This window comes from Acetitomaculum ruminis DSM 5522 (genome assembly GCF_900112085.1).
Taxonomy (GTDB): Bacteria; Bacillota; Clostridia; order Lachnospirales; family Lachnospiraceae; genus Acetitomaculum; species Acetitomaculum ruminis.
Genome location: NZ_FOJY01000001.1, coordinates 24,659 through 48,759, shown reverse-complemented (window position 1 = coordinate 48,759; position 24,101 = coordinate 24,659). Strand labels below are relative to the sequence as shown.

At 32.9% G+C, this 24,101-nt stretch carries 21 protein-coding genes, 1 tRNA gene, 1 other RNA gene and 1 pseudogene; 2 read left to right on the top strand and 22 right to left on the bottom strand.

Translation table 11 applies throughout. The annotated features are described in order from the left end of the window. Nucleotides 1–19: 19 nt before the first annotated feature. From BM153_RS00230 to BM153_RS00185, 10 genes are all read right to left on the bottom strand, one after another. Nucleotides 20–1,912: an NADH-quinone oxidoreductase subunit NuoF gene (locus BM153_RS00230; RefSeq protein WP_092869770.1), complete on the bottom strand. Its 1,893-nt coding sequence runs from the start codon at nucleotides 1,910–1,912 to the stop codon at nucleotides 20–22. Between the two features lie 305 nt (nucleotides 1,913–2,217). Then, the gene (locus BM153_RS00225) at nucleotides 2,218–2,715 is read right to left on the bottom strand and encodes an NADH-quinone oxidoreductase subunit NuoE family protein (protein ID WP_092869769.1); all 498 of its coding nucleotides are present in this window, start codon (nucleotides 2,713–2,715) and stop codon (nucleotides 2,218–2,220) included. A 484-nt stretch (nucleotides 2,716–3,199) separates the two neighbouring features. Further along, nucleotides 3,200–4,027 carry a formate/nitrite transporter family protein gene (locus BM153_RS00220; protein ID WP_092869768.1) on the bottom strand — a complete coding sequence of 276 codons (828 nt, stop codon included), beginning with the start codon at nucleotides 4,025–4,027 and terminating at the stop codon, nucleotides 3,200–3,202. Nucleotides 4,028–4,218: 191 nt separating this feature from the next. After that, a complete protein-coding gene (locus BM153_RS00215) occupies nucleotides 4,219–5,160 on the bottom strand; it encodes a glycosyltransferase family 2 protein (RefSeq protein WP_092869767.1) in 942 nt (313 codons plus the stop codon). 586 nt (nucleotides 5,161–5,746) lie between these two features. Next, nucleotides 5,747–6,445: a BMP family ABC transporter substrate-binding protein gene (locus BM153_RS00210; protein WP_092869766.1), complete on the bottom strand. Its 699-nt coding sequence runs from the start codon at nucleotides 6,443–6,445 to the stop codon at nucleotides 5,747–5,749. Nucleotides 6,446–6,499: 54 nt separating this feature from the next. Further along, on the bottom strand, nucleotides 6,500–7,324 hold the full coding sequence (locus BM153_RS00205) for a hypothetical protein (protein WP_092869765.1): 825 nt from the start codon (nucleotides 7,322–7,324) through the stop codon (nucleotides 6,500–6,502). A gap of 12 nt (nucleotides 7,325–7,336) precedes the next feature. Next, nucleotides 7,337–8,401, bottom strand: a complete 1,065-nt coding sequence (locus tag BM153_RS00200; protein ID WP_092869764.1) for a DUF6077 domain-containing protein — start codon at nucleotides 8,399–8,401, stop codon at nucleotides 7,337–7,339. Beyond that, nucleotides 8,401–9,615: a hypothetical protein gene (locus tag BM153_RS00195; protein WP_092869763.1), complete on the bottom strand. Its 1,215-nt coding sequence runs from the start codon at nucleotides 9,613–9,615 to the stop codon at nucleotides 8,401–8,403. The genes BM153_RS00200 and BM153_RS00195 overlap by 1 nt, the downstream gene beginning before the upstream one ends. A 21-nt stretch (nucleotides 9,616–9,636) precedes the next feature. Next, nucleotides 9,637–10,020, bottom strand: coding sequence for a GtrA family protein (locus BM153_RS00190; protein WP_092869762.1), 384 nt, complete (start codon nucleotides 10,018–10,020; stop codon nucleotides 9,637–9,639). Between the two features lie 181 nt (nucleotides 10,021–10,201). Beyond that, a tRNA-Thr gene (locus BM153_RS00185) sits at nucleotides 10,202–10,274 on the bottom strand. A 150-nt stretch (nucleotides 10,275–10,424) separates the two neighbouring features. Between BM153_RS00185 and BM153_RS00180 the strand changes: the two genes are divergently transcribed. After that, nucleotides 10,425–10,778 (top strand): hypothetical protein, encoded by a 354-nt coding sequence (locus BM153_RS00180; protein ID WP_092869761.1) that lies wholly within the window; start codon nucleotides 10,425–10,427, stop codon nucleotides 10,776–10,778. 566 nt (nucleotides 10,779–11,344) lie between these two features. On the opposite strand, the pseudogene tnpA reads toward BM153_RS00180, so the two are convergent. From tnpA to BM153_RS00155, 5 genes and pseudogenes are all read right to left on the bottom strand, one after another. Continuing rightward, nucleotides 11,345–11,800: pseudogene (gene tnpA, locus BM153_RS00175) on the bottom strand (IS200/IS605 family transposase). Nucleotides 11,801–11,998: 198 nt separating this feature from the next. Next, nucleotides 11,999–12,193, bottom strand: a complete 195-nt coding sequence (locus BM153_RS00170) for a type II toxin-antitoxin system antitoxin (protein ID WP_092869760.1) — start codon at nucleotides 12,191–12,193, stop codon at nucleotides 11,999–12,001. A 3-nt stretch (nucleotides 12,194–12,196) separates the two neighbouring features. Continuing rightward, nucleotides 12,197–13,219: an SPFH domain-containing protein gene (locus BM153_RS00165; protein WP_092869759.1), complete on the bottom strand. Its 1,023-nt coding sequence runs from the start codon at nucleotides 13,217–13,219 to the stop codon at nucleotides 12,197–12,199. Nucleotides 13,220–13,658: 439 nt separating this feature from the next. Further along, nucleotides 13,659–14,001, bottom strand: a transfer-messenger RNA (tmRNA) gene (ssrA, locus tag BM153_RS00160). A gap of 201 nt (nucleotides 14,002–14,202) precedes the next feature. Continuing rightward, complete coding sequence (locus BM153_RS00155; RefSeq protein WP_092869758.1) at nucleotides 14,203–15,723, bottom strand: PucR family transcriptional regulator; 1,521 nt, start codon at nucleotides 15,721–15,723, stop codon at nucleotides 14,203–14,205. Nucleotides 15,724–15,916: 193 nt separating this feature from the next. On the opposite strand from BM153_RS00155, the gene BM153_RS00150 reads away from it, so the two are divergent. Then, complete coding sequence (locus BM153_RS00150; RefSeq protein ID WP_092869757.1) at nucleotides 15,917–16,915, top strand: uroporphyrinogen decarboxylase family protein; 999 nt, start codon at nucleotides 15,917–15,919, stop codon at nucleotides 16,913–16,915. A gap of 78 nt (nucleotides 16,916–16,993) precedes the next feature. Here BM153_RS00150 and smpB read toward each other — a convergent pair whose 3' ends face one another. From smpB to BM153_RS00115, 7 genes are all read right to left on the bottom strand, one after another. Beyond that, nucleotides 16,994–17,464, bottom strand: coding sequence for an SsrA-binding protein SmpB (smpB, locus tag BM153_RS00145; RefSeq protein ID WP_092869756.1), 471 nt, complete (start codon nucleotides 17,462–17,464; stop codon nucleotides 16,994–16,996). A gap of 67 nt (nucleotides 17,465–17,531) precedes the next feature. Beyond that, a complete protein-coding gene (rnr, locus tag BM153_RS00140; RefSeq protein ID WP_092869755.1) occupies nucleotides 17,532–19,649 on the bottom strand; it encodes a ribonuclease R in 2,118 nt (705 codons plus the stop codon). An 89-nt stretch (nucleotides 19,650–19,738) separates the two neighbouring features. Further along, entirely contained in the window at nucleotides 19,739–19,984 is a 246-nt protein-coding gene (secG, locus tag BM153_RS00135) for a preprotein translocase subunit SecG (protein ID WP_092869754.1), read from the bottom strand. A gap of 118 nt (nucleotides 19,985–20,102) precedes the next feature. Continuing rightward, nucleotides 20,103–21,299 (bottom strand): bifunctional phosphopantothenoylcysteine decarboxylase/phosphopantothenate--cysteine ligase CoaBC, encoded by a 1,197-nt coding sequence (gene coaBC / locus BM153_RS00130; RefSeq protein ID WP_092869753.1) that lies wholly within the window; start codon nucleotides 21,297–21,299, stop codon nucleotides 20,103–20,105. Between the two features lie 37 nt (nucleotides 21,300–21,336). Next, on the bottom strand, nucleotides 21,337–22,104 hold the full coding sequence (locus BM153_RS00125; RefSeq protein ID WP_092869752.1) for a type III pantothenate kinase: 768 nt from the start codon (nucleotides 22,102–22,104) through the stop codon (nucleotides 21,337–21,339). A 213-nt stretch (nucleotides 22,105–22,317) separates the two neighbouring features. After that, complete coding sequence (locus BM153_RS00120) at nucleotides 22,318–23,028, bottom strand: ECF transporter S component (protein ID WP_092869751.1); 711 nt, start codon at nucleotides 23,026–23,028, stop codon at nucleotides 22,318–22,320. A 97-nt stretch (nucleotides 23,029–23,125) separates the two neighbouring features. Then, a complete protein-coding gene (locus BM153_RS00115) occupies nucleotides 23,126–24,079 on the bottom strand; it encodes an alpha/beta fold hydrolase (RefSeq protein ID WP_177205513.1) in 954 nt (317 codons plus the stop codon). Nucleotides 24,080–24,101: the final 22 nt, after the last annotated feature.

The following is a 24,101-nucleotide window of genomic DNA, read 5'->3' as shown; positions in this document are numbered from 1 at the left end:
TCCTTGTCGGAAAGTGAAATTATTTCTTGTAAATAGCATCCTTCTTACACTTATCAATACATGTACCACATTTAATACATTTCATTGTATCGATTTCATGTGGCTGTTTCTTCTCACCTGTAATAGCATCAGCAGGGCAGTTCTTCTTACAAAGTCCGCATCCGATACATTTATCTGGATCAATGTAGTATGAAATAAGATCTTTACATTTTCCAGCTGGACACTTCTTATCAACGATATGAGCAATATACTCATCTTTGAAGTATCTAAGTGTTGAAATAACAGGGTTAGAAGCTGTCTGACCAAGTGCACAAAGTGAATTTTGTGAAATTGTCTTTGTGAGCTTCTCAAGACGATCTAAATCATCCATAGTTGCTTTACCTGATGTGATGAGGTTAAGTAACTCAAGAAGTCTCTTTGTACCGATACGACATGGTGCACACTTACCACATGACTCATCAACAGTAAACTCAAGGAAGAACTTAGCTATATCTACCATACAGTCAGTTTCATCCATAACGATAAGTCCACCTGAACCCATCATTGAACCAATCTCAAGAAGGTTGTTGTAGTCAATTGGTGTATCAATAAGACTAGCTGGAATACATCCACCTGAAGGTCCACCTGTCTGTGCAGCCTTAAATTTCTTGCCACCTGGGATTCCTCCACCGATTTCTTCAATAATTGTACGAAGAGTTGTACCCATTGGAATTTCTACAAGACCTACGTTGTTAATCTTTCCACCAAGAGCAAATACTTTTGTTCCTTTTGATTTTTCAGTACCCATCGACGCAAACCATTCTGCTCCCTGAAGGATAATACGAGGAATATTTGCCCATGTCTCAACGTTATTTAAGATGGTTGGTTTCTGGAATAAACCTTTAACAGCAGGGAATGGTGGTCTTGGATGTGGCTCACCTCTGTTTCCTTCGATAGAAGTCATAAGAGCTGTTTCCTCACCACAAACGAATGCTCCTGCACCAAGTCTTAAATCAATATCGAAATCAAAGCCTGTTCCGAAGATATCTTTTCCAAGCATTCCTGCTTCTCTAGCCTGTTTGATTGCGATGTTAAGACGCTCAATAGCGATAGGATACTCAGCACGAACATAAATATAACCCTGGTTAGCTCCAATTGTATAACCAGCGATAGTCATAGCTTCAAGAACAACATGTGGATCTCCCTCTAATACGGAACGGTCCATGAATGCTCCCGGGTCACCTTCGTCGGCATTACAGCATACATATTTCTGATCTGCCTTATTTCCCATAGCGAATTTCCATTTCATTCCTGTAGGGAATCCTGCACCACCACGTCCTCTAAGTCCGCTGTCTAAGAGAATCTGGATAACATCTTCAGGTTTAAGTTCTGTAAGAACTTTATGAAGTGCCTGATATCCGTCTCTTGCGATGTATTCTTCGATAATTTCAGGATTAATAACTCCACAGTTTCTAAGAGCAACACGATGCTGATGTTTGTAGAAATCTGTTTCATGAAGACTTCTGATATCATCACCAACAATTGTCTCTTCATATAAGAATTTCTTTACAATGTTACCTTTAACAAGATGCTCTTCTACGATTTCCGGAATATCATCTGCTGATATTCTTGAATAGAAACATGCATCAGGATATACGATTACGATAGGACCTAAGGCACAAAGACCATGGCATCCTGTCATAACGATATTAATCTTTTCATCCATTCCACGAGCTTTTAATTCTTCATGGAATTTATCAATAATCTTTTTACTACCGGAAGATGTACAACCGGTTCCACCACAGACTAAAATCTGCTTTTCATATTTGTCACTAATTTTTTCAGTACCACTCTTTACAGCTTCTTCATCACGGAATTCCACGATTCCTCTGTACTGATCTCTTATAGCATTTAATTCTTCAAGAGATTTCATGCTTTTTCCTCCATTCTTCGTCATAATTACCCAGTAAGACTCTCATCTTTTATCTGGCCTTAATTAACGGATAAACAATAAACTGTTTTCAAAAGAATCTTTCAGGGTTCTCCTAATATTGACGTTACCCTGGTAAAAAATACTATGTAAAAAGCTCAAGCTTTTACCCCAACAAATAACTAATTTGCCCGTTCTTTTTAAATCTGCTCAAAACAAAACTCTGCAGACAACCAACGCCACTTGTAGGATACATAGTTAAATTGCTTTTTATAAACAAAAAGTTTCAAAAATTTTTAATTGTAAAATTATTTGTATTTTTCCAGAATATCTTCAATATCCTTAGGAGTAAGTCGTCCATATACTTCGTCATTTACAGTCATAACCGGTGCAAGACCACAAGCTCCTACACAACGGCAGTCATCAAGTGAGAATTTTCCATCTTCTGTACATTCACCACCATTAATTCCTAACAGACTCTTAACTTTTTCGAATATGTCTCCAGAACCCTTAACATAGCAAGCTGTTCCAAGACAAACTGACAATCTTACATCACCCTTTGGATTAAGTGAGAAGAATGAATAGAAAGTAACAATACCGTAGATTTTACCCATAGGTACACCAAGTTCTTCAGAAATAATCTCAAGAACTTCCTGAGGAAGATAACCGTAAATGTTCTGTGCCCCTTCAAGTACAGGCATTAAAGGACCTCTGTCGTTCCTTTCAGAATCAATAAGCTTATAAAGCTGCTCTTCCTGTTCTTTTGTTCCCTTAAATGCAGGAACTTTCTTTTTCTCAGCGCTCATTTGATAAACCTCCTTAAAAAATCACTCTGGTAATCCAGACATATCTGTTTTAAACAATTATTCAATCTGTACACATTTAGCGTGCGCAAAGCGTAAATATTATTAAAACAGACTAATTAATACTTGGATAGAACGGGTATTTAATCCAAACATCTTTAGATATTATAACACATTTATTATCAATATGCCAATTTTTTTCAAAAGTTTTTTGACTTTTTTTATAAAAAATAGCTTGAAACATAATATGTTTTTGTTAATTTTTTATCAATGTTCTATGTTTTTATTAATTTTATATAGCAATACCACTAACAACTTGTGGATTTTCAACAAACTTAAGCACATTAACCAAAGTCTGTCAAATAGTCTAATTAAATTTTTATACCCGGGAAAATTACGGGCCATGCCAGTTAAGGCATGGCCCACTGTGAACTAAAAGTAATTATTTATTAATATAATGAATTAATTATTCAAAATCATTCTGATATTATTCAGCATGTACATTTTTGCCTTTGATGTAGCAGAACCAGTAAATGCATCCTACAAAAATTGCACCACCTACTATGTTTCCTAAGGTAACCGGAAGAAGATTTGCTCCAAAGAAATTACCTACTGTAAGATTTGTCATATCTACTCCTGCTTCTGTAGCAGCTGCTGCAAATGTTTCATTTGCTTTACAGAAAAGTCCTGCTGAAATGTAATACATATTTGCAACACTATGCTCAAATCCACATAAAACGAAGATAGTGATTGGAAGATAAATAGCTGCTATCTTTCCTACAACATCTTTAGCTGCAAATGACATCCAAACCGCGATACATACAAGGAAGTTACATCCTATACCTCTTAAGAAAGCCTGTCCGAAAGAAAGTGAACATTTTCCTACTGCAGTAGATATAACGGATGTTGCAAGAGCACCGTTAAAAAGTGAAACCTGTCCGGATGCGACACATAAACCTGCTACTGCTACTCCGCCTACAAGGTTTCCAAGCCATACAACAAGCCAGTTCATAAGGCATTTTCCTGCTGTAGTATCTTTGTTAAGTACAGGAATGATAATAAGATTGTTACCGGTGAATAATTCACTGCCGGCAATAAGAACCATAGCAAGTCCTCCTGGGAAGATCATGGCTCCTACAAGTTTAGCAACTGATGCAAGTGGAATACTTACTGCTGCTGTTGTTGATGAAATACCTCCAAATGCTATAAAAGCTCCTGCCATAAAAGCTAAAAGGAACATGTTTGGAATTGGAGTATTGGATTTTCCTTTACCAATACTCAAATAGTTTTTTGCCACCTCTGCTGGTGAGTTCATAAAAAAAACCCCTTTCTTTAAAATAATTTATATTGTATATCACTTGTTTTTCAGCCCGGGTAAACTAAAAAACTATGACTTAACAGTATCATGGCAATCTATTCGGGTTTTGTCCCAACCTATTTATACTTCCAAAGTTTGTAAAAAGTCTTCTAATCTCTGAAATAAGTACAAATTCGCATATCAAAAATCTATTTGCTTAACTTTTCTCTTTTTTTGTCATTTACTTCATTCAAATATTTTTCAAAATCCTGTCTGTTTTTTTGCAACATAGTATGTAAAATTAATCCAGAAAAAACAGATTGTAATGCTGCTATCATGGTAAAACCACAAGCTATAAGTGTTGGAATTTTCTCAACAACTCCTGTGCGGGCATAATCCACAAAAATAGGAATGAAAAATCCAACGGAAAGTGCAGCAAGAACAAGAGAAACAATACCAAAAAAGCCCAGTGGTTTGTAGGTTCTGTATAATTTGGCAATGGTCATTAAAACCTTGAAACCATCAGAATAAGTATTTAACTTAGAAACACTTCCATCAGGTCTGTCTCTGTATTCAATAATCTCGTTTTCAATGAACATATTTTTATCAACAGCATGAATACTCATTTCTGTTTCAATTTCAAATCCCTTTGATAAAACCGGGAAAGTTTTTACAAATTCATAACTGAAAGCTCTGTAACCGGTCATTATGTCCTTTATATCGTTTTTAAAAAGTACATTTATACTTCCTCTTACAAGGGAATTTCCAAAATTGTGAAAAGGTCTTTTATTTTCTGTAAAATAAGTAGAAGAAAGTCTGTCCCCAACTACCATATCCACATTTCTTTCCAAAACCTTTTTTACCATACTTGGAGCGTATTCAGCCGGATAAGTATCATCACCATCTGTCATTATATAGCATCTGGCATCTATTTCCCTGAACATTCTTCTAATAACATTTCCCTTTCCCTGCATATGTTCATATCTAACAACAGCTCCAGCTTTTCTGGCAATCTCATCTGTACCGTCAGAGGAATTATTGTCATAAACATAAATAACAGCATCAGGGAGTGCATTTTTAAAATCTGTTATTACTTTTTCGATAGTTTTACTTTCGTTATAGCAAGGTATTAACACAGCTATATCATCCATATTGTATATTTCTCCTTTTAACCTAATAATTTTTTAATAATTTAGAATTGTATTCTTTACTGTGCAATACTCTTAAGTGCAAAACGGAAACTATCTTGTGCAATTTTTTATTTTCAATTTGTAAATTGTTCATAATTACCATACTGTTTTTAAATATTTTTTATGCTATATTAAGATTATCACACTTAAATATTCATATCAAGTTGTTTGTTTTGTGATTTTTAACAAGAATAGTTTGTTATTTTTGTAACCCTAGTGCTATAGATACAAACACTAATTTTATTCAATATCTTTATACTATAAATAACTCTCTCATTCTTTACATCACATTTTTTCAATTAGTAAAGTCTTGATTTTAAGCCTTTTTTAAAATAGTAAAATAATATATTTACAATAATTTGTTATTGTACCTATGATACAAAACGCCTTATTTTCATGCAATATCGTGGTATATTATATTCAAATTTAGTTAAGCGATTAACAAAGTTTAAATAAATACCAAAAATCCCTCTTATTTTACCATTTCATTTTTATACTTTTCACTTTTTGCAATTTATGCATATGTGCATTTATTATCTTTTCTTCCTTAAACTACCGCTATAAAGTAAGAAAATTTTCCCTTATCAAAAAGTCTAAGGGCTCTTGATATCATTTTATAAAAATCAGACTGACTGCTGATAAATACATATGAATTCAAATAATCATTGTAATACACGGTATTATTTTCAAGACTGTAACGGTTATCATTTATAGCCATAAAACTTCTAAATTCTCTTTCCTTCTTTTTATTAAGAGATTTGCTTATAACAGCCTTATCAAAACCTATCACCTCATAGCCTGTATATCTCGCAGAATACAAAGGAGGTGCTGAAATGATTGAAAAATAGTTATAGCCGCAGGCTGTCCCATTTAAAAGGCAAAAATATGTAAGGGGATATTTTTCTCCCAGCTTAATAACCAGGTCATTGTATTTATTTCCGCTTAAAAAAATAAGTGAAAATCCCATTTCGCAAAACTTTGATATGGTATCTTCCATATCATCTTCCCTAATTTCATCAATATAGGTAACATCCCAGAATTGTTCTGCTCCCGCCTGGGTTAAACCTGCATATATGTCATTAACCCTTCCGTCAAAAATAGACTCAGTAGTTAAATATACAGCCATTTCTTTTATTTCTACTTCCTCGCCATCTTCGCTGTCTGATTCAGCATAAACATTAAAGTTTAACATCCACATTCCCAAAACAATAAACATCAAAAAGTATATAATTGCTTTTATTTTCATAATACTGCCTTTCTATACGCTTGTTAGCAAAAGTTGTTATTAAATTTTCATAATTTATGAAACAATTTTAAAAACACTATAATTGTCTGTAGTACCAAGTCTTGTATATCCTAGACTCCAAAAATAATCATCCAGTTGAAGTTTTTGATTTATAACTAAATAATCAACCTGTTTTTTTGCTATGCTCTCCCTAAATAATACTTCATCAAAAATTATCCCAAATCGCACGGTAGTTGCCAAAAGCCCTGAATAATTCTTCTTTTCAATCAGCCTTTGAAGTTGCTCATCATCAGTATATTCGAAAGTTCTGACATAACTTCTTTCAAGAGCCATCTTTAAAGAAGGATCAAGTTCCCTTATTCTGTATAATCCGGCTTCTGAAGCAAGTAACACCGCTTCTTTATCTTTTCCACAATCTTCTTTTATCAGATCATGAACCTGTAAGGATTCATTGTCCAGCTTATATATATTAGTAGCAATATTTGTACCATCACTGGAAAGATTTCCGGCTATTGCCACAAAAGCTACGGACATGGCAGCCACTAATATCTTTAAGCTTAACTTTGAAACTGAAAATATTAAAGAGGTCAAAAGATATGCCATAAACAAAGCTAATGGAATTATCCAAAACATTCTGGCAAATCGGATTTCCAAATTTATTTTTTCCATGACATAAAACATTATATAGGGATTATAGGCTGTCAGACATAACGCTATAATTGGATGTAAAAAAACAGATTTTAAATCATCCTTTTTATATATAATAAGCAGTAATATTCCAATAAAATACAACAAAAGATAAGGCCTTATTCCTTCAAAAGCCATATCAAACACGCCATATATAAAATCACTACCATATTCTTTAATTGTCACACTCATTTTCTTCCACCTCTAACCTATGGTAATTGTAAAAAAATGTGTAAATGCCAGATATCCGGCCATAAACAACACCGGAGGAATCATTAAAATTACCATATCAAGAAATACTTTTACCGAACGTTTTTTTATAACAAAAGGAAAATACAGGGCAAAAAGCAATACAGGAAGCAAAAAGATCCCCGACATGTTAATCGCCATTCCTCCAAACCCGCATAAAAGGCTTGAAATCACTGCCTTCCTGTCATGAAAATTCTTTATATATTTCATAAAATAATATATAAAGATATTAAAGGTAAGTACTGCACATATAGTCTTTCCTTCCCAGGTTCTGAAAACAAAAAACTCTGATGCAGTGTAAAGATTATAGCTGAAAATATTTATTAAAAACAATAAAGCCAAGAAGACATTTATCTTTTTTAAATCCTTCCTGAATAAGTGTTTTCCAATATTAAAAAATATAAAATTATAGATAAAAACTATTATGGAGGTCATAACCGTTTTCACTTCAATCAAGGCCGGTATTTTAAAAATCTGGCACATTACAGAAGAATGATTCTGATAACATTCAAACATATACTCGGCATCCAGAGATTTTAAAATATAGCCCGTTTCAGGATTAAACTGATTTATGGTATTTGTATAAACATCTGTGGAAACTGTTCCAATATAATAGGCCTCATCCCAGATGGCATTACTTGCATCACAGAAATTTAAAATCATTACCTGCAATCCTATAAGAATAAAAAATATACAAAAGAGTAATTTATTTTCGTTAAAGGATTCAATAGCTTTTTTCAAGTCATTAAATGCAGTTTTTCTTAAGAATATAATAAATTGCAGCAATAAAAATGCAAGAACCAAAACCCATATTAGAGTAAGAGTAGACAAAGGTAATAACAGGCATTTTACCGGAATGGCAAAAATTGCAAAAATCATGTTATAAGTAAAAAAACCGATTACAGTTTTTAACATAATACCTTTTTGTTCTAATTTTAAGAAATAATCAGCAAGGCTTCCTACCATATAGTATAGAAAGCAATATAGTATTATCATAAAAAATGCAATAAAAATATACATTAAATCATTTCTCCCTTAACCATGTAATGAATCCTTTTTTTAAGCATATCAAAATCAATGGTGAAAATTGCAAATGTCAATATGCAAAGTAATGAAAAACCAACTATTCTAAAACAAGTATAGTTGATATTATAAAATGCACTGAAAGCCAGAGCAATTAGTCCAAATACAAGCATAGGTAAGGCTTTAATAAGTGGTTTTAATCCTTTATTTCCCATAATAAAAAGGAAAAGATATACCAAAAGTAAAATCGCCATGGTTGCAAGTAATATTTTTTTACCTATGTCATTATTTTCAGCAAAAATAGTTACATTAGTGCATATTTCATTAATAAAATCTTTGGTAATCCTCTCTCCCACTCTGGCGAATCCTTTAAAAATAATATTTTCTTTGTATAAAATTGAAACAATAATCCATTTTGCCAAAAGGGTAAGAAAATAGCCCATGCCCCAGAAAAGAATAATCTTAAACATAAACTTAAGTGAATCGAAAACCCGCTCAAAGTAATCATTTTTTAATGCATCAAAAAGAATAATGCTCCCCACAGAATACAAGGATAAAAAAGGCGCATTAAACGGGTCGATAAAGCAGGCAATGGAGCCTGTATAAAATAAGAAACCTCTCATAAAGCATTTGTCACTTTTTATTCTTTCAAAATTGTAAAGGGCAAAAATAGCAGCAATTACCATAAATAATATATTATAATATGCTAAAAATGAAAACCATACTTCTGAAAAATTCATCGAAAATAAAGCCATTACATAACAAACCGTAAAACTAAAATCTGTTTTTCTAATGAGTATTGATATTAAAATGGCAATACAAAGATACAAAAATAATTTAAAGATATATCTGATTCGGACTATATTAAAAAAGCATAAAAAAAACTTTGTGATAAAAAGATTCCCCTGCCAGCTTTCAAAATTTGAATTCACTTCAAGTCCTGAATATATGGAAGAATGTCCTGAAACAGTGACCGCATCTACCAGGAGTTTTTTTTCTGCACTTCTGTTTAAAAATCCGTCTTCATATAAAAAAGAATTTCGACTATTATCGCTTTCTCCATCGATAGTAATAAGAGAAGCTACTACTTTAGGATAAACCCTGGTGTTTGGAATGGAGCTAAAGGCAATGGCTATTGAAACATATAAAAACAAAGCCAAGCCAAATTTAGCCCAAAAATCATATTTAAAAACTTTTTTACTATTATTCATATTAAAGTTCCTTTATTATCTTCATCTTTTTTCGATAAAAAGCTTTCTTGTAATAAAATTATATACCATAACAATTCCGGTTGCTACTATTTTAGAGAGCATATAAAATACTCCTACCTTATCAAGGCCCCACATAATAGCATCATTTAGTAAAAGACCTATTGCGCTGAATATAACAAAAATTACCATTTCCTTAAATTTATTTGCATTTTTATCAGCAACAAATACAAAAGTAATACTTAGTACATAATTAAATATAACTGAAACTACAAAAGAAATTGTAGCTGCAACAAGATAATTTACGCCAAAAACTTCTTTAAGTAAGACCATTATACCATAATCTATAAAAAAGCATAAGAAACCTACTGCACCAAATTTTAATATTTGTTCAATTAATTTTTTCATTTAAATACCTCTTTACATAATACCAGCAAAAAGCCATCTAATGTCTGCTTTCTGTCTTTACTAAAACTATAGAACTGTGTCCGTATACTCAAAAAAATACTCGCTCTACCATATTAAAAACGATATGCGAGTATAATCTTCTAAATAATAATGCGAAAACACATCATTTTGGCAACATAAAAGCTCCGAGCCGGACTTGAACCGGCGACCCACGCATTACGAATGCGTTGCTCTACCAACTGAGCCATCGAAGCACAAAATTTATTATAATGTTTCTGTCTCTTTATTGCAAGTTTTTCTTAAATTATTTGCTTTCGAGGGAAAATCCATCCGAATTTCTTGCTATAATTGTTTCTTTTATTTATAATTTTTCTATAATAATTTATTTAATAAAGGAAAGAACTATGAAAGATATTTTAAAAACTGTTTTTTTACTGGTTTTTGGCTCATTATTTGTAATATTAGGCTGTGGAGGTATTTTAATCGCACAGGATATTGAAAAACTGTCTGTTAAAATTCCTGCCGCTTTATTAACTGTTACTTTATTGGCCTTAGGTCTTGTTATGATAGTAAACGGCTATTCCAATTCCGAATTTATTAATGAAAGGCTTAGACGAAAAGCCGGCGACTACAAAAATAATAATATTTTCATAAAATTTGAAGATGACGATACCAATAAACCGGTTGAAAATCAAAAAAACCCGGAAAATGACACTTATAATGAAAATACTGAAAAATCAGACAAAAGCAGTAATTAATTATTAAGGGGACTGACGAGTCCCCCGTTTTTTATAGCTTAAGTTCCACTCTCTTTGGATAAAGAGCTGCTATTACTTTATTCACCTCCAGGTCAACTATTATCGCCCTATAATCACCCTTGTATACAAAGAAATTTTTTCCAACTTGCTTTTTTATCTCTTCTTTATTAAGCCAGGTGACAAGTTGTTTTCAAAACTTACAAATGACGTAACTCCAACATCTAAAGGAATTTCTTTATATAATAGATCCAAAGATTTGGTTTATTCCTTTGACGACCTGGTATCAGATTTTCCTAAAGATTCATGACTTATTAAACACTTACAAAAGCTTAAAAGCTATACCTGTGAAAGATATTTTTTGGAAGAGTAAAGCGGACATTCGGAATCCGCTTCGCTACTTCCTCATGAACGCAGTGGCACTTTGTGCCACCCGTCCAACGGGTGGTTTGCTCGCCCCTATAAGGGGCCGTTACCGGCCAGCGCCTAAAGACGCTGGCTTTCACTTTGTTCAAGCCTTTAACGCCTTTGACTCGTCACAGCCCTTAAAAGGGCGTTTGTAATACCGGCTACCCCTTGAAGGGGTCTTCGTACTCTTTCACACTCAATTTATCCATTGCTATATCATGTTTTTCCTGTTCCTGAATATGCTTCTTTATTGTTGCCTCATTAAGTCCTACTGTGCTCACATAGTATCCTTCTGCCCAAAAATGTCTATTTCCAAATTTATACTTCAAGTTTGCGTGCTTATCAAATATCATCAATGCACTTTTCCCTTTTAAATACCCCATAAACTGTGAAACACTTAGTTTCGGAGGTATACTGACCAGCATATGCACATGATCTGGCATTAGATGCCCTTCTATAATCTCTACTCCTTTGTATACGCAAAGTTGTTTTAAGATATCTCGTATGCTTACCTTATATTGATTTTAGATTATTTTTCTCCTATACTTTGGAGTGAACACTATGTGGTATTTACACATCCATTTAGTGTGTGCTAAACTATTTGCCTTATTGGCCATTAAAATCACCTTTCCTTTCGTTATAATTTAGACTTGAACATCCAAAATTATAGCGGAAAGGTGATTTTTTTGTATAACAAACACCGCGCACCCGCATAGCGGGTGGTTTCTATTTCGCACGCTTCGCGAGCTCAACTGTGTCACGACACATAATAAAAAAAATCCCCCGATAGGGGATTTTTTAATCTGTTTTTTATATTATTTTATATCAAGTTCCGGTGGCTCATCTAAGTGCTCGGATACATATTTACCATCTTTTTTTCTTTGTTTAACACATTCTGTTAAAAGATATTCAATTTGACCATTTATTGAACGAAAATCATCTTCTGCCCATGCGGCTATGGCATCATATAATTTTTCTGAAATTCTAAGTGGAACCTGTTTTTTGGCCATATATTAATACAAACTTCCTGCATTAACTATAGGCTGTGTCTCATGACTGCCGCATAATACCACCAAAAGATTAGAAACCATCGCTGCTTTTCTTTCCTCATCAAGATCAACGACTTCTTCCTCTTTAAGTTTGTCAAGTGCCATTTCAACCATTCCTACTGCACCATCAACTATCATCTTTCTGGCATCAACAATTGCACTAGCCTGCTGACGCTGTAACATAACAGCTGCAATCTCAGGTGCATAAGCAAGATAAGTAATTCTGGCATCTATTATTTCGATACCCGCTTCTACAACCTGCCTTTGAATTTTTTCTTTAATCTTCATAGCTACTTCTTCACTTGAACCTCTAAGACTTCCTTCATCAGCCTGTCCATCCCCTGTAGTATCAACATTTTGAGCTACATCATAAGGATATATTCTAACAATATCTCTTAAAGCTGAATCACATTGTAAAGAAAGAAATTCTTTATAATTGTCCACATTAAATACTGCTTTTACTGTATCTACTACTCTCCAGGTAACTGCAATGCTAATCTCTATAGGGTTTCCAAGGCAATCATTGATTTTTTGCTTGCTGTTGCTTAAAGTCATTACTTTTAATGATATTTTTTTTCCTAACGAAACTGCTTCTATATCTATGTCATCTGCCCTGATTTTTAAACCTTTGTTGCCTGATGCATCGCCGCTTTGACCTAATTTAGTATGAGCAGCAGGATTTACGCCTGTAGAAAAAGGATTTACAAAATAAAATCCCTCTTCTTTTAAGGTTCCAATATATTTACCAAACAAAGTAAGAACCAGCGCTTCTTGAGGTTTTATAACTTTTAAACCGATAAGAGGAAACCATCCTATACTCATATAAACAATGCAAACAATAAGCACTATCATTCCTCCAGAAACATCTTTGGGATTTCCTGAAGTTGCAACTACAACAGTTCCTATAATAGCTGCCACATACAGTAAAAAAGTAATTAATAATACTGCCATTCCATTTTTCTTACCACTTAATATAATTTCCTTCATACAAATCATCCTCCTTAAACATTTATTTACCTGATATCAAAAAATAGGAATAATAAAAAATCTTTTAAAAAATTATCCTACATTTTATAACAAGCAGGTCAATAATATAAGAACGACATCTAATATGATTAATGTGAAGAAAACTCCAATAGTTCTTCTAGTGAAACAGCTATCAATTTCTTTGAAATATCCTTCTATTCTTTTTTCCTAAATGATTTTTCTTAACACACATCACTTGATATCTATTCTGTTTTTTAAGATATGTTAATGATATCATTTTGATATCTATATGTCAAGCTGTTTTCGCTAATCATTAAAAAAAATATTATTAAAAAAATAGTCTTAAAATTAAATAAAAATTAACTTTAAGACTATTTTTTTGAATTTCATATACATTGGCAAATAGCATCTTCAACATATTTTCCAATGTTTTTTATAATAGTGGACTAGACGAGAGTCGAACTCGTGTCCGAAGGCCAATTCCCTGTTCTTCTACGAGTGTAGTTTGTTCTTTTACATTCCCTCCATCACACGAAAGCAAACATCCTTGTAACTTTAGTAGCTTCATAATACGCCCATTGTTTCAAAGCTTTAACAATGTCGTTTCCTACATAGTCGAAGCCGGTTATCTAATGTGTAGGTGCATTAGAACCGACTACTGCCAAAATTAGGCAGCGATTGCTAAATTATCTTCAGCGTTTAAATTTAATTTTGCCATTTAACGCATCGCATGCGACTCGCTTCACCAGCTGCATAACCCCCGTCGAAACCTTTACTAGCCCTAAGAGATTTGCATACCGCAGTTAGACATTATATCATACTGGGTATAAAATGTAAATATGTTCTTATATATTTTTTTAATACTTCTTTGTTTCCATTATTCTTCTCTAATCTTTAATCACAGTATCATTGCTTTACTCTTTCATTTTGTAAAACGAATTTCTGTATTTTTAGTTTCTGATAAAATTAAATCTATGCTTTTTCTACATTCTTTCCATTTCCAGTAACTTAAAAGACAATCTTAATTCAAAGCGTATTTGTTCATCTTCTATATCAAGTTTTGTTATTTCTTCTATTTTAGATATTCTATATAAAAGAGTGCTTCTATGTATATCCAGTTCTCTGGCTGTTTTTGCAATATTTCTTTCATTTTCCAGATATATTTTAAAGGTATTAAAAAGGCCGGCAGAATGATTTTTATCATATTCTTCTAACTTTAATATTTTTTCATTTACATACATTTTTGCCGGAAATTTTTCCAAGGCATTTTGTAATATATAATCTGTTACGTAATCTTCAAAGGAATATGACCAAAATGCCTCTTGTTGTTTTATTCCTGTTTCAAAGGCGCAAATTGCTTGATTATAATAATATTTTATATTATTAAGATTATGAAACTCCCTACTGATTCCGGCTTTCACCAGCCCTTCCCTTAAAAATACTCCTATATGACTTTTAAAAGCAGTTACCGTAGTTTCTGCCAATGTTATATTTAAAACCATAATTATATTATCTTTATAAGAAAATGCACAAGAATGAGGAAATCTGCTTTCTAAACGGTTACATTGATATTGGACAGAGTGGGTGTGGCTGTCTCTTTCATTAACAAAAAAGCACACACATAAGTAGCTGTCATTGGCTGCCCATCCATGTTTTAATAATACCGAGTCCATGGCCATTTTACCATAATTTTTATCCTCGATTATCCCAATAAGAAATCTTGAAATAGAATACTGTGTACTGGTAAGTCTATATCCAGGCATCTCTAGTCCTTGAATTACAATATTTGTAAAAAATCCCAGTAAAAAGTAATCACTGTCTTTAAATTTTCTAAATACCTCATTTATACATATTCTGCCCTTATATTCTCCTTCTATCCACAGATTTTGATAAATTATTCTATAGCCAAAAGTAGTCGCTGGAAATAGAGAAGGACCTTTAGTTGTCATTGAAAAAAGATAATCCTTATTTACTTTAAAATCATTTAATATTTCTTCCGGAAGATAGTACTTTCCACTTAATTCATCATATCCCCAGCTTGCCTCTTTAGTTGTTCTGTCAATACAAGCTAGCTCATAAAAATCATTGTCATGCATAAACATAGAGTTTCCAAATTCTTCTCTTGCCACTCTAAATAAAGCATTAAAAGACCTACTGTGTTTTAAGACCTGATTAAGTTCCTCCTCCCATTTGTTATAATGAAGAAAAATCAAAGCTATTTTCGAAAACAATTCATACTTGTCTATACAATCCGTAGTGTAAAACACTTCGTTATTATCAAAAATATGTTCAGAAGGCTGTCCAATAACTATAAGACATTTATTTTCTATCTCACCACTTAACTCATCTTTTTTTATTATATAGATGGTATCATCGTTTAAATCTATAGTTTTCTCATAAGGCATTGCCTGAAAATAGCATTTGGGATTGCTATCTAATATGTATTTATCTGATTTTAATTTGATGTCAAGATTGTCTTTTATTAAAATAACCGGTATCTTCATATTCCACTTTTTTATTCCTATAAAATATACTAATATTCATTTTTAATTCCTTATTTTTACGGAATTTACATTCTTTATATTCATATAATATAATCCTTATATAAGCTATTTTCAAGGGGTTAAATAGTATCAGCGAATTTTTACACATTTTGTATTTGTGTAAGTCATTTTTGATGAATTGGAGGGAAAAATTATGTTAACACCAAGAGAAAACATGATGGAAGTTATCAAAGGCGGTAATCCGGATCGATTCGTAAAACAGTACGAGGCATTGGAAATTTTATTATCCTCACCCTATCATTTACAGTATCCGATCATGCCTGAAAAGCCAGGAGATGATCCTGTAAAATGTGGATGGGGATATTACAATGCGTGGCCGGCGGGCACTCCAGGTGCATTCCCAATGCATGATCCAGAGCATCTTGTATGCCCTGATATCACAAAATGGAGAGAGTATGTAAAAGCTCCTGATATAAATTATACAGAAGCTGATTGGAAAACCTGCCAGGAAGAAGCAGCCAAGGTTGACAGAAAAGAAAAATTTGTAGCTGCTTTTGTGGCCCCTGGTATTTTTGAAATGTGTCATTATTTATGCGAAATTCAAAATACTCTTATTAATTTCTATGAAGAGCCTGAAGCTATGCATGAACTTATTGAATATATTACTGATTGGGAATTAAAATATGCTGAACAAATCTGTAAATATATGAAACCGGATGCCATCTTCCACCATGATGATTGGGGGACACAAAGGTCAACCTTTTTAAGTGTAGATATGTTTAGAGAATTTTATCTTGAACCTTATAAAAAAGTTTACAATTATTATCATGAACATGGCATTGAACTTATCATTCACCACAATGACAGTTATTCTGCAACTTTAGTGCCTTCTATGATTGAAATGGGAATAGATGTATGGCAAGGATGCATGTCAGTAAATGATTTACCTTCATTAGTTAAAGAATACGGAAAAGATATCACTTTCATGGGAGGTATTGATAATGGTATCGTGGATAAAGCTGACTGGTCACAGGAAATAATCGCCAAAGAAACAGACCAGCTTTGCAGGGATTGTGGAAAATTATACTTTATTCCATGTACATCCCACGGACTTAGTTTTTCAACTTTCCCGGAAGTATATCCGGCTGTTGACAAAGAAATCGACAAAATGTCAAAAGAAATGTTTGGATAATTAATTATCTCATATTACTTTTTCTAAAAATCACTAAGCCTGGAACGTAAAAGTTCCAGGCTACTATTTTTTAAGTATTTAAAGGTTTCTAATCTTGAAATCCCTTTGAGCTTCACGCCTTTGGTCTTTTTTGGCAATGTCTTGACGTTTGTCATATAGTTTTTTACCTTTTGCTATTCCTATACTTACCTTTACAAGACTTCCCTTAAAATAAACAGATAAGGGAACAAGAGTGTATCCTGCTTCTTTTATTTTCCCTTCTATTTTTAATATTTCTTTTTTGTGAAGAAGGAGTTTTTTTGCTCTTAAAGGGTCTTTATTAAATATATTTCCCTTTTCATAGGGACTTACATGCATGCCGTATATTATAACTTCACCGTCTTCTATCCTTATAAAAGACTCTTTAATACTGCATTTACCCATTCGCATGGATTTTACTTCTGTTCCATGAAGCTCAATACCAGCCTCATACTTATCTTCTATAAAATAATCATGAAAAGCTTTTTTGTTGTTGGCAATAAGCTTATTTGAATCTTTTTTCTTTTCCATCATAACCTCCATTGTATTATAGTTTTTTTAAAAGGAATGTTCTAATCTTTTTTTAGCTCTTTTCCCTTTACCCGGCAAATACAAAATTAATAGTTCGTAAATGTGTATCAGCTGAACTTACTATTATTTTAACTTTCTGGCCTAATTTGTAGCAACGGCCTCCACCGGTTCCTACCATTTCATATCTGTCTTCATAAAATTCATAATAATCATCTATCATATCATTTACATGTATCATTCCTTCAATGGTATTTTCCAGTCCCACATAAATACCAACCCGGTTCATTCCACTGATTACGCCTTCGTATTCTTCGCCAATATGTTTTTTCATGTACTCGGCTTTTTTCATTTTTACGGCTTCTCTTTCTATTTCTTCAGCCTGTCTCTCGGCTTTTGAGGATTTTGCTGCAACTTCATCCAATATATTTTCATAATGAAGCTTTCTGGCATCATTTAACTTTCCTCTTAAGCATTCCTTTATTATTCTATGAATCTGTAAATCCGGATATCTCCTGATTGGCGAGGTAAAATGACAATAATATTTAGCTGCAAGTCCAAAATGATTACTGTTTGAAGTGGTATATTTTGCCTGCTTCATACTTCTTAGGGTGAGTCTTTTTATTAAAGCTTCCTCCTCACAGCCTTCAATTTTATCCATTAATTTTTGAATTTCCTTTGGATGAACCTCTTCTCCAATATGCATCGAAAAGCCAAAATTTCCAATGAAGGAAGCTAAAAAGTTAAGCTTTTCATTATCCGGTTTGTCATGATTTCTATATACAAAAGGAAGCTCCTGCCAATAAAAAGTCTCTGCAACAGTTTCATTTGCAGCCAGCATGAAATCTTCGATTATCATTGACGCTTTTGTTCTTTCATAGGTAATAACATCTTTTGCTTTTCCATTTTCATCTAAAATTATCTTTGCTTCAGCAAAATCAAAGTCAATGGCACCTCTGTCATGTCGTTTCCTTCTAAGTATATCAGATAATTCAGACATTTGTTTAAACATTTCCACAAATCCCCTATATTTTAAGGCTTCGTTTTCATCTCCCTCAAGAATCTGAGAAACGCTTACATAGGTCATTCTTCTATCTACATTTATTACGCTTTCTACTATCTCTGAATCTAATATACTTCCATTTGTATCAATTTTCATAAGACAGCTTAAAGCCAATCTATCCTCTCCTTCATTTAAGGAACAGATACCATTAGAAAGAACCGGGGGAAGCATCGGAACTACCCTATCCACAGGATAAATGCTGGTTCCCCTCTTTAAAGCCTCTTTATCAAGAGCAGAGTTTTCCTGAACATAATTGGTAACATCTGCAATATGCACGCCCAATTCATAATACTTCCCGTCAAAACTTAGTGAAACTGCATCATCTAAATCTTTGGCGGTAATATCGTCTATTGTAACCATCATTATATCACGAAGGTCTCTTCTTTCATACATATCTTCTTCCAAAAGACCTTTTGATACACGCCCTGCCTGATTTAAAACTTTTTCAGGAAATTCAACAGGTACATCATAGTCCTTTAATATAGAAAGAACATCTACACCTTTGTCACCTGCTTTTCCAAGAATTTCTATAATTGCCCCTTCAGGCTTTTTGTTATTACCTCCATAGGAAGTAAGTTTCACAAGCACTTTATCCCCGTTTTTGGCATCATTGCATTTTTCCTTTGGTATAAAAATATCCTCTAAAAAAGCCTTGTTATCAGCTATTACAAAGCCAAAATTTTTACTCTTTTGAAAAACACCCACAACTTTTATAATAGCTCTTTCTACTATTCGAACTATACTTCCTTCAACTCTTTTTCCCTCAGGAGAAGAAAGAATTTTTACTACTACTTTATCCTTATTAAAGGCACCATTTATTTCATCAGGAGGAATGAAAATATCCTCTTCACTTTCCTCAAATTCAACAAAACCAAAGCCTCTGGGATTTTGGATATAGGTTCCGATTATCTCTTTTTCTTTGGCTTTTACATATTTTCCTCTTTTTGTAAGTTCTATTTTTCCATCAAGGCACAGCTCATCTAACATTTCTTTAAAGCTGTCTCTACCGTCTTTATTTATACCAAAAAAAATACATAATTCTTTCAGTTTCATAGGAGTATAAAGTTTATCACAAATGAAACTGTAAATGATTTTTTTTCTTCTACTATATTCCTTTTTATCCAATATTTCCTCCTTTATCCTATTAAAGAGTAAGTCCTATTATTAAGAAAACCCCTCAAAAACTGAGGGGTTAATAAGTCTTTTATTTGTCTTTATCCGATAACACTAAGATTTAATACGATAGCAAGAGCGAAAAATAAAACTGCAAGAACTCTTGTAACTTTTACTATGGTTCCTTCCATAGAACGATTTTTATTTTTACTCCAGTATGTATCCATATTGCTCATGCCTCCACCAAGAGAACCAAGGCCATTTGTCTTTCCTTCCTGCATAAGAATAACTACTGTAAGTGCTACACATATTAACATAAAAATAACTGAAAGTATTGTTCTTATCATTTAACTAATTCACACCTCCGAACCTCTTTTTGACTCATATTCTTATAAGAATATAAAATTGGAACACGCACACACCTACTACATGCTCACAACCTTCATCATGATATCATACATTAAATTATTTTGCAAGATGTTTTTCTATATTATATAAAATTTCAAGGGCAGTCTCTTCCTTTGAAAGTATCGGAAGTTCTACGACTTCATCTTTACTTATTATTGTGACTATGTTGGTATCACCTGCAAAGCCTGCTCCCTCCTGCTTTATGGAGTTTGCAACAATCATATCTGCATTTTTCTTTAGAAGTTTTTCCTTAGAATTTTCTAACATATTTTCTGTTTCCATGGAAAATCCACATATGAACTGTCCTTCTTTTTTATGTTCCCCAAGATATTTTAAAATATCCTTTGTCCTTACCAGCGCTAAAGCAGAATCACTGTCTTTCTTTTTTATTTTTTCATCACTGTAATGTGCCGGGGTATAATCTGCTACTGCTGCTGCTTTTATAATAATATCATATTCCTCGAATCGACTAACCACAGACTCATACATATCTTTTGCACTTTCAATGTCTATTCTTTCCACACCATAAGGCGTTTTCAGATTAACCTTACCACTTACCAAGGTAACATTAGCTCCCATAAATGATGCCATTTTTGCAAGTGCAAATCCCATCTTTCCCGTAGAATGATTTGAAATAAATCTGACAGGGTCAATGGCTTCTATTGTGGGACCTGCTGTAATAAGTATTTTTTTTCCTTCAAATTTCTTTTTTAATGCAACTTCATATAAAATTCTTTCAACAATTTCTTCTTCAGAAGGCAGTTTTCCTATTCCCACATCTTTACAAGCTAACATCCCGGATGCCGGAGTAATAAATTTAAAACCGTGATTTTCCAGCTTTTGAATGTTTTCTAAAGTAATGGGATTTAAATACATATTTGTATTCATGGCAGGTGCCACTATTTTAGTGCAATTGCAGGCTAAAATGGTAGTTGTCAGCATGTCATCTGCGATTCCATAGGCCATTTTTGCGATAATGTCTGCTGATGCAGGAGCTACTACAAAGGCAGAGGCTTTTTTTGCTAGAGATACATGTTCTACAGAATATTGAAAATTTCTGTCGAAGGTATCTATTAAGCATTTATTTCCCGTCAAAGTTTCAAATACTATGGGATTTATGAAATTTAAAGCATTTTTTGTCATAATAACAGTAAGATCTGCATGTTGCTTTACTAACATACTGGCTATGTTTGCTGCTTTATAAGCTGCTATACTTCCTGTTACACCTAATATTATTGTTTTACCTTTTAACATCTTTTTATTTCCTTTTATTTATCATTTTTCAATTTTTTTATCGTCTGTTTTTATCAAATATTACCTTTAAACCTCTTAATAAAAGAGTTTCATCTATTTTAATATTGTTTTCGCAATGAGGAATTATCCAGTTTACAAAACTTCCCGTGGCAACCAGAGAATATTCATTTGGTTTTTCTTTTTTTATTCTGTCTATCAGACCGTCAATTGATGCGGCATGTCCTGTAATTATCCCGCTTTCCATACATTGTACCGTGTTTTTTCCTATGAGTTTTTTAGGACTTGACATGCTTATTTTTTGAAGCTGAGATGTGTTTTTCACCAATGCCTCCATGGAAATCTGAACTCCCGGCATTATCATTCCCCCTGTATAATTTCCTTTTTCATCTATTACGGAAAGAGTAGTTGCAGTTCCGAGATTTATTACAACAATAGGAGGTTGAAAACTCTTTAAAGCTCCTACAGCCATAGTTATCATATCGCTTCCAATCTGAGCCGGATTGTCCATTAAAATATTGATTCCGGTTTTCATCCCCGGGCCCACTGTTTTTATAGGGGCTTTTATTAATTTTTGAACGGATTTTTTTATTTTTTCATACATAGGGGGAACCACTGAAGATATTATAACACCTTCTATATCATCAAGTTTTATTTTATAAAGTTCCAGCAATGTTTTAATTTGCATTGCGTATTCAAAATCAGTTCTTAATAAATCTGTTGAAAAACACTCTTTAAACAATAGCTCTTTTTCATTAAAACAACCAATAACAATTTCAGAATTTTCAATGGATACAGCTAAAATCATTTCTCCCTCCTGTATATATAAATCTTTGGATATAATATTTGCACTAACAATAAAAATTTTTTGATAATTATATTTTAATCATTTTCCGTCATTTTAGCAAAGAAAAAAGCGCAAGCCTCCTTTTAAGGGTGCTGTACGCTTTTTTAGTAAATGTATTTTTTATTTTATATTATAATTTCTTAGCGCAGATTTTATCCCTATTTTGATATCCTTTTATCTTGCTTTCGCAGTCATACTTCCTTTTATGCTCACTTCATCACTTAAGATTTGTGATTTAAAGAATACTCTGCAAACAGCCGTTGCAATTATGGCTGCAACGATAGCCTCTATTATTCCGTTTGTAAATACTACTGTCATTATCAATCCTAATAATGCGCCTGTTTCTACTCCAAGAGCCTGTGCATACTGAGCACCGAAAAGGATGTAGATAAGTCCCATAACCAGAATTGTGTTTGTTAAAGATCCGGCTACTCCTGCTACTGTAAGTGAAGGAATAAGTCCTCCGGTCTTAAGATTTTTTAATGCTTTTCTAAGAAGCTTAAATACGAAGTAAGGAACTACTCCAATAAGAATCCTTGGAATAAAGCAAACAATAAGACTTGCAAAACTTCCATGAATTTCTCCCACAGAATAAAATGGTGAGAATACAAATGAAGTAAGTCCAGGGTTAAAAGTTGCATTGATAAGACTTGTACATCCAAAAACAAATCCTAAGATTGCTCCATCTATCGGTCCTAATAAAATTGATCCGATGATTACCGGAATATGGATTGTGGTTGCGTTAATAGCTCCTACCGGAATATAACCTAACCCCGGTATCATAGCCAACAATACTACGATTGCGGCAAAAAGTGCAAGCTGAACCATGCGTACAGTCTTTTTTGAAATATTATTCACTTGTGTAAACCTCCTGCTATCATTCATCCTTGGTATAAACCCTTGATGATACAATACATTTACCGGTTAAAAATCTGCCCTGTCGATTATAACATCTACATATTTTCTTGTAAATACCTTGATTTTACTTATTTTTATGCCTTTCCAAAAATTCATATAAGTCCTGATAAACTTCTTCTTTATCAATATCATGTAATAATTCATGCCTGCTGTTCTCATATAGTTTAAGGGAAATATCCCTTATTCCAAGGTCTTTATATTGATGAAATAAATCAATAGGATCAACCCCCATCTTTCCAACGGGGTCATCACTTCCTGATACTATAAATACAGGTAAATCCTTAGGGATTTTTTCCAGAGATTTTCTGTTTTCATTATTTATCTGCATTTTCAAAATAGTCTTAAAACCATTTACTGAAAAAAGATAATTACATAAAGGATCCTTCATATAAGCTTTCACCTCATCTGTATTGTGGGTAAGCCAGCTGGTTGAACTCTTTGAATTTTTAAAATATTTTGAAAAACCATACATAGCTATAGAATTAAGGGTTTTGCTTTTATACATTCCACCCTTTACTTTTTCTATAGAATCTAAAAGAAACATGGAAAGAGTGACACTTGTTTTGTCTGCATTTCCCGTTCCCATAATAATAGCCCCGTCACATTCATTTCCGTAGTGGGTAAGATATCTTCTTAAAATAAATGAACCCATGCTATGACCAAGATTAAACCAGCAAATTTTATTAAAATCTACTTTGTCAGCCATATTTTTAATAATATATTTCTTTAAATTATAATGGTCTTTTACAAGAACTTTTTCCGGATTTTCCTGGCAAAAATATCCCAAATGTTCCTTGTCCAATATACTTTTTCCATGACCTAAATGATCATTTCCCACCACCATAAAGCCTTTCTCTACCAAATAAAATATGAATTCTTCATATCTTTCAAGATACTCCATCATACCATGACATATTTGTAATACAGCTTTTATTTCACCATCGGGAATATAACAATATCCTGCAATTTTAGTAACTTTATCACTACTATTGTAAAAAAAACATTCTTTTTTTGACACAATTTTTCCTCCCTTAAACACA